This is a genomic window from Bacteroides sp., assembly GCF_029057325.1.
In the GTDB taxonomy this organism is placed as follows: Bacteria; Bacteroidota; Bacteroidia; order Bacteroidales; family Bacteroidaceae; genus Bacteroides.
Genome location: NZ_JAICZW010000106.1, coordinates 1 through 11,929, shown reverse-complemented (window position 1 = coordinate 11,929; position 11,929 = coordinate 1). Strand labels below are relative to the sequence as shown.

The window sequence follows — 11,929 nt, the reverse complement described above, 5'->3', positions numbered from 1 at the left end:
CCGCTCGATTCTTTGTCCGAAAAGTGAGGACCGGTTTTAAATGGAGCCGTGGCGGCGTACCGGATATCTTCTTGCATGTAAATTATTTTTCTGTCCTCTTTTTGCGTCCGGCACGTTTCGGTGAAAAAATCTCCTTTTCCCGTTTCTTCCCCGTTTTCCCTGTCTGCTTCCTGACCGACCCCTATCAGGGCCTATTCGGCTTCGGACGTTCTTCGGACAAACTCCACTCCCTAGGACCGAAGAACGTCCGAAGAACGTCCGAAGAAACACCGAAGAAACTACGGAGCGGAAAAAGGCCTGACAAGACGCGGACCGGAAGAGCGGAGTGGGGAGGAATTTTCGGGAGTAAAGAACTGAGTGTAAATATTTATGATTTTCGACTTCTTTTAGAGGAGCTATCAACCGGCCTGCGGCTTAGGGGGCAAAGCCGATGCGCTTGTGCATGTATGCAGTTGCCGAAGCATTGTGTTTACCTTCTTTAATGCTTTCGAAGGAGAAGAACACAAGCGGATAATGATATATAACATATAATCAGCCTGAATATTTCTGTCATAATGTTGGCAATATGTCGGAAAAATCCTCTATATTTGTGTTATATTCAGTTAACCGAAATGAAAAACCTACTTATTGTTGACAAAATGAAAAAGGAAATTAAGTTCAGTCTTGTTTACCGAGACATGTGGCAATCTTCCGGAAAATACCAACCCCGGGTAGATCAGTTGGTACGTATCGCTCCATTGATTGTTGAAATGGGCTGTTTTGCACGGGTTGAAACCAACGGAGGCGCTTTTGAGCAGGTAAATCTTTTGTATGGCGAAAACCCCAATAAGGCGGTGCGTGCCTTTACGAAACCTTTCAATGAGGCGGGCATTCAGACGCACATGCTCGACCGTGGGCTGAACGGGCTGCGCATGTATCCTGTTCCGGCAGATGTGCGTCGCCTGATGTATAAGGTGAAACATGCGCAAGGGGTGGATATTACCCGCATTTTCTGTGGGCTGAATGAAATCCGGAATATCATTCCTTCCATCAAGTATGCGCTGGAGGCGGGCATGATACCGCAGGCTACGCTTTGCATCACTTATTCTCCTGTCCACACGGTGGAATACTATGCCGGTATTGCCGACCGGATGATTGAAGCCGGAGCACCGGAAATCTGTCTGAAGGATATGGCGGGCATCGGCCGTCCGGGCATGTTGGGAGAGCTGGTAAAGACTATCAAGGAGAAGCATCCCGAAGTGCTGATACAATATCATGGCCATAGCGGTCCCGGACTCTCCATGGCATCTATTCTGGAGGTTTGCGAGAATGGTGCCGACATCATCGACGTGGCGATGGAGCCCATGTCGTGGGGCAAGGTGCATCCGGATGTCATTTCCGTGCAGGCGATGCTGAAGGACAAGGGTTTCCGGGTGCCCGAAATCAACATGAAGGCGTATATGAAGGCCCGTGCCATGACGCAGGAGTTCATCGACGACTTTTTGGGCTATTTCATGGACGCTACCAATAAGCATACGTCATCGCTGCTGTTGAAATGCGGTTTGCCCGGCGGCATGATGGGCTCGATGATGGCGGACCTGAAGGGTGTGCATGCCGGCATCAATATGATATTGAGAAGCAAGAACGAACCGGAACTCAACATAGACGACCTGCTTGTGATGCTGTTTGACGAAGTGGAGTATGTATGGCCTAAGCTGGGCTATCCTCCTTTGGTGACTCCTTTCAGCCAATACGTGAAGAACGTGGCGCTGATGAACGTGATGCAGCGCGTGAAGGGAGAGGAACGCTGGACGATGATTGACAGCCATACATGGAATATGATTTTGGGCAAGAGCGGCCGTCTTCCAGGTGTGCTGGCTCCCGAAATCGTGGAACTTGCCAAATCCAAGGGGTATGAGTTTGTTGACACCGACCCGCAGTCGAACTATCCGGATGCGTTGGATGAGTATCGGAAGGAGATGGACGAGAATGGCTGGGCGTATGGAGACGATGATGAAGAACTCTTCGAATTGGCTATGCACGACCGCCAGTATCGCGATTATAAGTCGGGTGTCGCCAAAAAGCGTTTTGAAGACGACTTGCAGCGTGCCAAGGACGCGGCGATGGCAAAGAGCGGATTCTCGGAAGAGGAAATCAAGAGGCTGAAGCGCACCAAGGCCGACCCTGTAATTGCCCCTTCAAAGGGACAGGTGTTGTGGGAAGTTTCTGTCGAAGGACCATCTTCCGCTCCGTTCATCGGTCGTGGCTATCAAGCCGATGAGGTGTTCTGCTATATATCCACGCCGTGGGGAGAATATGAGAAGATAAAGACCGGATTCGCCGGACGTGTGGTGGAAGTCTGTGCCAAGCAGGGCGATGTGGTCAACAAGGGCGAAGCGATAGCTTATATTGAAAGAAGTGATGTCTTTGCGTAGAGACTGACCAAGGATAAACGATGGACGGTGAACAACCATGCGGCGCAAGGACGCAGGCTGTTCACCGTTTGCGTTGCCTTTGCACTTGCGCAGGTAGTTGAATCCCCATAACATGGATGTTCATGAAAAGGAATGTAGTAGGGGATGGAAAGTATCTTGTTTTTTAGATGCCAAAAGAGTGTTTCAAGCGCTTTCACATGTTTGTTTGTCCGGTGTTCAGAATGCCTCCGTCATGTTGAAGTAGAACAATGTATTGTTGTTCACTGTATTTTTCCCTAAATCCAAACGGACGTTCATGCGTGGCTGTACTTCGATGCGTATTCCTACGCCATAGTTGGGCAATACGCCTTCTATTTTGCCGGGAGTGGGACCCATAAAGCCGCAGCCGGTCCATGCCACAAAGCCCAGATGGTGGATGGCCCGTTTTATCCATGTGCTACGATCTGTGTTGAACATCTGCCGGTATTCAGCCAGAATCACGTGTGAAGACTTGTCTCGATATTGCCCCATATAGTAACCGCGAAGGTCGAAGGGGGTGCCGGTCAGGGAGTATTGCGTCAAGGGTATGTCGCCGAATACGTTTCTGGTTTGAGCAGTCCAGGCAAACACTTTGCGGTTGCCGACCGATTTGTATTGCCGGTAATCTATTTCCAACCGATAGAAGGTCTGGTCGCTGCCGATGAACTTGGCATACATCATGCCGCGGAAGTCCAAGTACGTGCCGCGATAGGCATTGGCGGGGAGGTCGCGGCTGTCGTAAGTAAGCAGAAAACCGACACCGGAATTGAAGTTGTTGTAGCCGTGGGCTGTACCGCCCGCCTTTTTGTACGAGGGCTCGTCTGCCAGAAACTTTCCGGGCTCTGTCAGGTGGTCGTAATTGATGTCGATTTGCGGACCGGCGAAAATATTGCTGTTGCCTAACCGGAACAGGAACCAAGGATTGATTTGTATGCCGCTATATTTATACTTGCTGGTGCTGTCGCTTCGTATATAGTCTTTGTTGGTGCTGTAGCCGATGCCGTAGAAATTTTCTTCTGTATTCTTATAGCTGAATTTTCCGAAGATACGGAAACGGTCGCCTTTGAAGAAAAGTTGCGGCTTGGAAAAAAGGTTAATGCCGCCATTGAACATAAAGGCGATGGCCACGGGCACAACGGAGCGCAGTTGTGTGGTGTCGCCGGGGTTCATGCGGAAGGTCATCAGGGCGCTTCCTCCCAATACGGCTCCGAAGTCGGGTGTATAGCTGGGTCCGCCCAAAATGTTGTAATGCAGGTTTCGGCGTGCTACTTTTTGTTTATGTAGCTCCTTTTTAGTGAGCGTGGGAGTGCTGTCATTTGTTATGACATTTGTTTGCGTTTCTTGTGCGGCAAGGGTTGTGGCAAACAATGCGGACGTAATTAAACCAACTATGTATCTTTTCATATTTTGCGAAATGTGAGTGCAAAGGAAACTAATATATTCGGAATAGTTTTCTTTTGGATGGATAATAAATCTAAAGACGGCACTAAAATAATCAAAAAAAGAGACTATCTTTGCGTGGCAATCAAATCAATAACTAAAAAACATACAGTTAAAAAAATGAAGAAACGATTTTTATCCGTAATTGTGGTTGGTGCCGCACTCTTTTCGTTGCAGGCACAAGATGGAAAAGGCGGTATCAATGCTGATATGCTGAAGCAAATCAAGCAGAGTTATCAAGGTACGGCAGCCGATAAGGCGCTTCGTAATGCTATAAGCAACAATGATATCCGTAAGTTGTCGCTGAACCAGGAGAATATGAAGGGAATGGATACCCATTTCTCTATTAAGGTCAACTCCAAGGGGATTACTGACCAGAAGTCGTCCGGTCGTTGCTGGCTGTTTACGGGGTTGAACGTGATGCGTTCCAAAGCGATTGCCAAATATGATTTGGGCTCTTTCCAATTCTCGCAGGTGTATCCTTTCTTCTGGGATCAATTGGAGAAGGCGAATCTCTTTTTGCAGGGTGTCATCGATACCGGCAAAAGTCCTATGGATGACAAGACGGTGGAATGGCTCTTTCAGCATCCGTTGAGTGATGGAGGTACGTTCACCGGTGTTGCTGATGTTGTGTCAAAGTATGGATTGGTTCCCAAAGAGGCAATGCCTGAAACAAACAGCAGTGAGAACACTTCCCGCATGGCGAGTCTGATTTCTTTGAAACTGAAAGAGTATGGCTTGCAATTGCGTGACATGATTGCGGAAGGTGCCAAGCCTGCCGTTTTGGAGAAAGAAAAGACAGCGATGCTTGGAACCGTTTATCGCATGCTGGTGCTGAATCTTGGGGTTCCTCCTACAGAGTTCGATTATGTGCGCTATGATGCCAAGGGTAATCCGGTGGAGACCGAACATCACACTCCGATGTCTTTCTTGGAAAAATATGGTGACAAGCAGCTGCTGTCCAACTATGTGATGCTGATGAACGACCCCAGTCGCGAATACTACAAATGCTATGAGATAGATTATGACCGTCACCGTTATGACGGTAAGAACTGGACATACGTCAACCTGCCTATAGAAGATATCAAGGAGATGGCGATTGCTTCTTTGAAGGATAGCACGATGATGTACTTCTCTTGTGATGTGGGTAAATTCCTGGATTCAGGACGTGGATTGCTTGATGTGAAAAATTACGACTATGAGTCGTTGATGGGAACCACGTTCGGTATGGATAAGAAGCAACGTATCCAGACCTTTGCCAGTGGATCGTCTCACGCAATGACTTTGATGGCTGTTGACTTGAACAAAGACGGAAAACCCGTAAAATGGATGGTCGAGAATAGCTGGGGAGCCGGAAGCGGTTATCAGGGACATCTTATCATGACTGATGAATGGTTCAATGAATATATGTTCCGTTTGGTGGTAGAGACCAAATATGTACCTGCCAATGTGATGGAAATATTTAAACAAAAACCGGTTCGCCTCCCTGCATGGGATCCCATGTTTGCGGAGGAGGAATAAGCATTTGAATTTCAGATTTATGATTTCAAATTTATGATTTAGATTTATGATTTGCCATGCGGTTTAAATGCGCTGTCAGGCTAAAGTTATAAATCATAAATCAGAAATCATAAATCTCTTCGTGCCCGTTAACGAAAGGAATTGCGGAAGTTTATCCGTAATTCCTTTCTTTTTTCTCTTTGTTCACGTTCTTTTTTGTTATTTTTGCAGCAAATTAATGAAACCATTATTTTAAATAAACGCATGGCAAATGTAATTAAATTACGCAAAGGCCTTAACATTAACCTGAAAGGTGCTGCTGTCCAGGAGTTTATGTCCGTTAAAGAACCGGGATTCTATTCGTTGGTTCCTGATGATTTTACAGGCATTACTCCGAAAGTGGTAGTCAAAGAACAGGAATATGTGATGGCCGGGAGACCCTTGTTTATTGACAAGAATCATCCTGAATTGAATTTTGTTTCGCCCGTTAGTGGCGTAGTGACAAGCGTGGAGCGTGGTGCACGCCGTAAGGTGCTGAACATCGTTGTAGAAGCTGCCACTGAGCAAGATTACGAGGAATTTGGCAAGATGGATCCTGCCAAGATGGACGGTGGACAAGTGAAGGAAGCATTGCTGAAAGCCGGTATGTTCGCTTTCATTCGTCAACGTCCGTATGACGTAATCGCTGATCCGACAGTGACTCCGAAAGCTATCTTCGTTTCTGCTTTCGACAGCAATCCGCTGGCTCCCGATTTTGAATTTGTCTTGAAAGGAGAGGAGGCAAACTTCCAAACCGGACTTGACGCTTTGGCGAAGATGGCGAAGACGTATCTGGGTATCAGTGTGAAGCAGACGGCTTCCGCACTTGTACAAGCTAAGAATGTTGTCATTACCACTTTCGACGGACCTCACCCGGCAGGTAATGTGGGTGTGCAAATCAACCACGTTTCTCCCATCGTGAAAGGCGAGACAGTGTGGACGATTGCTCCTGAAGCAGTTATCTTCATCGGCCGTTTGATGAATACCGGTCGCGTAGATTTGACCCGTACGGTGGCCGTAACCGGTTCCGAAGTGTTGAAACCTGCTTACTGCAAGTTGAAGGTAGGCGCCTTGCTGACCAATGTGTTCAAAGGAAACGTGGCTGCCGACAAAGATCTTCGCTATATCAGTGGTAACGTGCTGACAGGCAAGAAAGTGTCTCCGAATGGTTATCTCGGTGCTTTTGACAGCCAGCTGACGGTTATTCCCGAAGGAGATGAAACCCACGAAATGTTGGGATGGATCATGCCACGCTTCAATCAGTTCAGTGTCAACCGCTCTTATTTCAGTTGGTTGATGGGCAAGAAGGAGTATGTAATCGATGCCCGTATCAAGGGTGGTGAGCGTCACATGATCATGTCCAATGAATATGACCGTGTGTTCCCGATGGATATCTATCCCGAATACTTGGTAAAGGCTATCATTGCAGGCGATATCGACCGTATGGAAGCTTTGGGAATTTATGAAGTCGCTCCCGAAGACTTTGCGCTTTGCGAGTTTGTATGTTCTTCTAAGGTAGAGGTACAACGCATCGTGCGTGCGGGACTTGATATGCTCCGTGCGGAAATGGCATAAGCTGAATTGAAAATTAAAAACTAAAAATTAAAAAATGACAGTTGAAACATTGCGATTGGGATGTCCGGACATGGCGCAGCCTATTTCTCAATTTTCAATTCTCAATCATCAATTTAATAAATGAAAGCGTTAAGAAATTATCTCGACAAGATAAAGCCGAACTTTGAAGAGGGCGGCAAACTCCACGCATTTCGTTCGGTGTTCGACGGCTTCGAAACATTCTTGTTTGTGCCCAACGCCACTTCGAAATCGGGAACGCATATTCACGACTCTATCGACAGCAAACGTATCATGTCGATAGTGGTTATTGCGTTGATACCGGCGCTGTTGTTCGGTATGTATAACGTAGGTTACCAACATTTCCACGCTACCGGTGCTGCCGGCAGCTTCATTGAAATGTTTGCTTACGGTTTCTTGGCTGTATTGCCTAAAATCATTGTTTCATACGTGGTCGGTCTGGGTATTGAGTTCGCAGTAGCTCAATGGAAGAACGAAGAGATTCATGAAGGTTTCTTGGTTTCCGGTATCCTGATTCCGATGATTGTGCCGGTAGATTGCCCGCTGTGGCTTCTTGCCATTGCCACTGCGTTCTCTGTAATTTTTGCAAAGGAGGTATTCGGCGGTACTGGTATGAATGTGTTCAACGTGGCTTTGATTACCCGTGCGTTCCTGTTCTTCGCCTATCCTACGAAGATGTCCGGTGATGCCGTTTGGGTATCGGGCGACAGCATCTTCGGTCTGGGTCAGACGGTTGACGGTTTGACGGTAGCTACTCCGCTGGGTATTGCCGCCACTACTCCGGCAGGACAGGCGGTAGAGATGCCCTATTCGTTGTGCGACATGGTTTGCGGCCTCATCCCGGGTTCTATCGGTGAAACCAGTGTGATTGCCATCGCTTTGGGTGCCATTCTGCTGTTGTGGACGGGCATTGCAAGCTGGAAGACCATGTTCTCTGTATTTGTAGGTGGTGCCTTCATGGCCTTCGTGTTCAATGCCATCGGTCCTGATACGGCTATGGCTCAGATGCCTTGGTACGAACACCTCGTGTTGGGCGGTTTCTGCTTCGGTGCCGTATTCATGGCTACCGACCCCGTTACATCGGCACGTACGGAGACTGGTAAGTACATCTTCGGATTCCTGATTGGTGCAATGGCCATCATCATCCGTGTGCTGAATCCCGGTTATCCCGAAGGTATGATGCTTGCCATCCTGCTGATGAATATCTTCGCTCCGCTGATTGACTACTGTGTGGTACAGAACAATATCAGCCGTCGCGAAAAACGCGCAGTTAAATAATTTATGGATGATGAATGACGAATTATGAATTTTGTCCGGATTTCAAAGCCATGGTTCAAGGTTGATAATTCAAAATTCAAAATTCAAAATTCAAAATTAAACAAGATGAATACCAATAGTAATAGTTATACTATCATTTATGCTGCGGTAATGGTTGTTATCGTTGCATTCCTGCTGGCATTCGTAAGCTCTTCGCTGCGCGAGACGCAGAACAAGAACGTGGAACTTGACACGAAGAAGCAAATTCTTGCTGCCCTCAACATCAAAGATGTGAAGGATGCCGAAGCAGAATATAATAAATATGTAAAGGGCGATATGCTGATGAACGCCGATGGTACGCTGACAGAGAATACCGGTGCGTTTGCTACCGCTTATGAGAGGGAAGCCAAAGAGAACAACCGTCTGCACGTGTTTGTAGCAGAGGTTGACGGCGAGAAAAAATATGTGTTCCCCGTTTATGGTGCCGGTCTTTGGGGTGCCATCTGGGGATATGTGGCGCTGAACAGTGACAAAGATACCGTTTACGGTGTTTACTTCTCTCATGCCAGCGAGACTCCGGGTTTGGGTGCCGAAATTGCAAGTGCACACTTCCAAGGTGAGTTCCCCGGCAAGAAAACATTGGCTAACGGTGAGGTTGTCCTTAGTGTTGTGAAGAACGGCAAGGTGGAGAACCCCGATTGTCAGGTGGACGGTATTTCCGGTGGTACTATCACTTCTACCGGTGTGGATGCCATGCTGAAGGCTTGTCTGAGCAACTACAAGAACTTTTTAACTAATAATAATGAGGAGGAATAAGAATATGGGACAACTATTTTCAAAGAAGAATAAAGAAGTATTCTCTACTCCGCTGGGTATGAACAACCCTGTTACCGTGCAGGTATTGGGTATTTGTTCCGCTTTGGCTGTTACGGCCAAGTTGGAGCCTGCCATCGTGATGGGTCTTTCGGTAACGGTGATTACGGCATTTGCCAATGTGGTGATTTCCTTGTTGCGCAAGACTATTCCCAACCGTATCCGTATCATTGTGCAGTTGGTGGTGGTGGCCGCTTTGGTAACCATTGTTAGTGAGGTGCTGAAGGCGTTTGCATACGATGTTAGTGTGCAGCTCTCCGTCTATGTAGGTCTGATTATCACAAACTGTATCCTGATGGGTCGCTTGGAAGCATTTGCCATGCAGAACGGTCCTTGGGAATCGTTCCTCGACGGTGTGGGCAACGGTTTGGGTTATGCTAAAATTTTGATAATCGTGGCTTTCTTCCGCGAACTTTTGGGTTCGGGAACGCTGCTCGGTTTCAATATCCTGAATCACGACTGGCTGAAGGACCTTGGCTATGTGAACAACGGTCTGATGTTGATGCCGCCTATGGCATTGATTATCTGCGCTTGTATCATTTGGTACCAGCGTGCCCGTCACAAAGAATTGCAAGAAAAATGATGCGAATTGTGATTCCGGATTTACTTCCTTCGGTACATTACGGAGTGCTGATAAATCATGAATCATAAATCATAAATTAATAAAACATGGAACATTTATTAAGTTTATTCGTCCGCTCCATCTTTGTGGACAACATGATATTTGCTTTCTTCCTCGGTATGTGTTCCTACCTTGCCGTGTCGAAGAATGTGAAGACTGCCGTAGGACTGGGTATCGCCGTAACTTTCGTGTTGGTGGTTACGCTTCCGGTCAACTATTTGTTGCAGACCAAGGTGCTGGCTGCCAACGCTATCATTGAAGGCGTTGACCTCAGCTTCCTGAGTTTTATTCTTTTCATTGCCGTGATTGCGGCCATCGTTCAGTTGGTGGAAATGATTGTAGAGCGTTTCAGTCCTTCGCTGTACGCTTCACTGGGCATCTTCTTGCCGCTGATTGCCGTAAACTGTGCCATCATGGGTGCTTCGCTCTTCATGCAGCAGCGCATTACGCTGGGCGAGAGCGACCCGAAATTCATCGGTGGCATCGCTGATGCTATCTCTTATGCTTTGGGTTCCGGTATCGGTTGGTTGCTGGCTATCGTGGGTCTGGCTGCTATCCGTGAGAAAATGGCTTACTCTGACGTTCCCGCTCCTTTGAAAGGTCTGGGCATCACGTTTATCACCGTAGGCTTGATGGCAATGGCATTTATGTGTTTCTCTGGTTTGAACATCTAAAAGAAAGGAATAATAACTATGGATATGAATATGATATTGGCAAGTATCGGAGTATTCCTCACGGTTGTTCTCCTGCTTGTAGTAGTCCTGCTGGTGGCTAAGAAGTTCTTGGTACCGTCGGGCAACGTAAACATTACCATTAATGGTAAAGATACCATTTCCGTAGGACAGGGCGGCAGCTTGCTGAGCACATTGTCCGAAAATGGCATCTACCTCTCCTCTGCCTGTGGTGGAAAGGGCTCTTGCGGACAATGCAAGTGCCAGGTTCCCGAAGGTGGCGGTGAGATTTTGGACTCTGAAAAGGGACATTTCACCCGTAAGCAGATCAAAGACAATTGGCGTCTGGCTTGCCAGTGCAAGGTGAAGGGCGATTTGGGTATCAAGGTGCCCGAATCAGTGATGGGTGTGAAGGAGTACGAATGTACGGTTATCAGCAACCAGAACGTTGCCACCTTCATCAAGGAGTTCAAGGTGCAGTTGCCGAAGGGCGCTCACATGGATTTCTTGCCGGGTTCTTACGCCCAGATCAAGATTCCTGCATTCTCCATGGACTATGACAAGGACATCGACAAGAGCCTGATTGGCGACGAATATCTGCCCGCATGGCAGAAGTTCGGCCTCTTCCCGCTGAAGTGCGTGAACCCCGAACCTACCATTCGCGCCTACTCCATGGCAAACTATCCTGCCGAAGGCGACGTGTTCATGCTGACGGTTCGTATCGCCACTCCGCCCTTCAAGGCAGATCGCAGCGGCTTCATGGATGTAAATCCGGGTATCGCCTCTTCTTACATCTTCACGCTGAAACCGGGTGACAAGGTGACTATGAGTGGTCCTTACGGTGATTTCCACCCGCACTTCGACTCCAAGAAGGAGATGATTTGGGTAGGTGGTGGTGCCGGTATGGCTCCGTTGCGTGCGCAGATTATGCACATGACGAAGACGTTGCATACGACAGACCGCGAAATGCACTACTTCTACGGTGCCCGTGCGCTGAACGAGGTGTTCTATCTGGACGACTTCCTCGGCATCGAGAAGGAGTACCCCAACTTCCACTTCCATCTGGCGCTGGACCGTCCGGACCCTGCAGCCGATGCAGCCGGCGTGAAGTACACCGCAGGCTTCGTTCACCAGGTGATGTTGAACACTTACCTGAAAGACCACGAGGCTCCGGAAGACATCGAATACTACATGTGTGGTCCTGGCCCGATGTCGAAGGCTGTGGTAGCTATGCTTACCGACCTCGGCGTAGAGGAAAGCTCCATTATGTACGATAACTTCGGCGGATAATTTATTTCGTTGAGCAAAATAGTAAGAACTCCGGTAGGGCATAAGGCCTTGCCGGAGTTTTTTGTTTTGTCACTTTTGATATCCTTTTTATATCGTAATACGGATAATACGAGGATTCTCATTATCTTTGTCAGATAAATCATTAAACTAATAGTTTTACTATGAAAAAGAATGCAGTAAAAGTATGGGCCGTTTGTCTTTTAGCTGTAGGA

Annotated in this window: 9 protein-coding genes; 8 read left to right on the top strand and 1 reads right to left on the bottom strand. The window is 47.7% G+C overall.

The genetic code is table 11. The annotated features are described in order from the left end of the window. Window positions 1–638 precede the first annotated feature (638 nt). On the top strand, window positions 639–2,414 hold the full coding sequence (locus tag K2G43_RS06870; RefSeq protein ID WP_297643891.1) for an oxaloacetate decarboxylase: 1,776 nt from the start codon (window positions 639–641) through the stop codon (window positions 2,412–2,414). Window positions 2,415–2,630: 216 nt separating this feature from the next. Here the strand turns inward: K2G43_RS06870 and K2G43_RS06865 are convergent, their stop codons facing one another. Continuing rightward, window positions 2,631–3,836 carry a BamA/TamA family outer membrane protein gene (locus tag K2G43_RS06865; RefSeq protein WP_297643890.1) on the bottom strand — a complete coding sequence of 402 codons (1,206 nt, stop codon included), beginning with the start codon at window positions 3,834–3,836 and terminating at the stop codon, window positions 2,631–2,633. A 156-nt stretch (window positions 3,837–3,992) separates the two neighbouring features. Here K2G43_RS06865 and K2G43_RS06860 point away from each other — a divergent pair, with 156 nt between their 5' ends. The 7 genes from K2G43_RS06860 to nqrF all read left to right on the top strand — a co-directional run bounded on the left by K2G43_RS06860 (window position 3,993) and on the right by nqrF (window position 11,717). Beyond that, the gene (locus tag K2G43_RS06860) at window positions 3,993–5,393 is read left to right on the top strand and encodes a C1 family peptidase (protein ID WP_300153724.1); all 1,401 of its coding nucleotides are present in this window, start codon (window positions 3,993–3,995) and stop codon (window positions 5,391–5,393) included. 243 nt (window positions 5,394–5,636) lie between these two features. Next, the gene (locus K2G43_RS06855) at window positions 5,637–6,986 is read left to right on the top strand and encodes a Na(+)-translocating NADH-quinone reductase subunit A (RefSeq protein WP_297643888.1); all 1,350 of its coding nucleotides are present in this window, start codon (window positions 5,637–5,639) and stop codon (window positions 6,984–6,986) included. Between the two features lie 120 nt (window positions 6,987–7,106). Beyond that, window positions 7,107–8,282 carry an NADH:ubiquinone reductase (Na(+)-transporting) subunit B gene (locus tag K2G43_RS06850; protein ID WP_300153721.1) on the top strand — a complete coding sequence of 392 codons (1,176 nt, stop codon included), beginning with the start codon at window positions 7,107–7,109 and terminating at the stop codon, window positions 8,280–8,282. 105 nt (window positions 8,283–8,387) lie between these two features. Beyond that, window positions 8,388–9,077, top strand: coding sequence for a Na(+)-translocating NADH-quinone reductase subunit C (locus K2G43_RS06845; RefSeq protein WP_297643885.1), 690 nt, complete (start codon window positions 8,388–8,390; stop codon window positions 9,075–9,077). Between the two features lie 4 nt (window positions 9,078–9,081). Beyond that, window positions 9,082–9,717: an NADH:ubiquinone reductase (Na(+)-transporting) subunit D gene (locus K2G43_RS06840; protein WP_297643883.1), complete on the top strand. Its 636-nt coding sequence runs from the start codon at window positions 9,082–9,084 to the stop codon at window positions 9,715–9,717. 86 nt (window positions 9,718–9,803) lie between these two features. Beyond that, complete coding sequence (nqrE, locus tag K2G43_RS06835) at window positions 9,804–10,430, top strand: NADH:ubiquinone reductase (Na(+)-transporting) subunit E (RefSeq protein WP_297643882.1); 627 nt, start codon at window positions 9,804–9,806, stop codon at window positions 10,428–10,430. Between the two features lie 18 nt (window positions 10,431–10,448). Beyond that, complete coding sequence (nqrF, locus tag K2G43_RS06830) at window positions 10,449–11,717, top strand: NADH:ubiquinone reductase (Na(+)-transporting) subunit F (protein WP_297643881.1); 1,269 nt, start codon at window positions 10,449–10,451, stop codon at window positions 11,715–11,717. Window positions 11,718–11,929 lie beyond the last annotated feature (212 nt).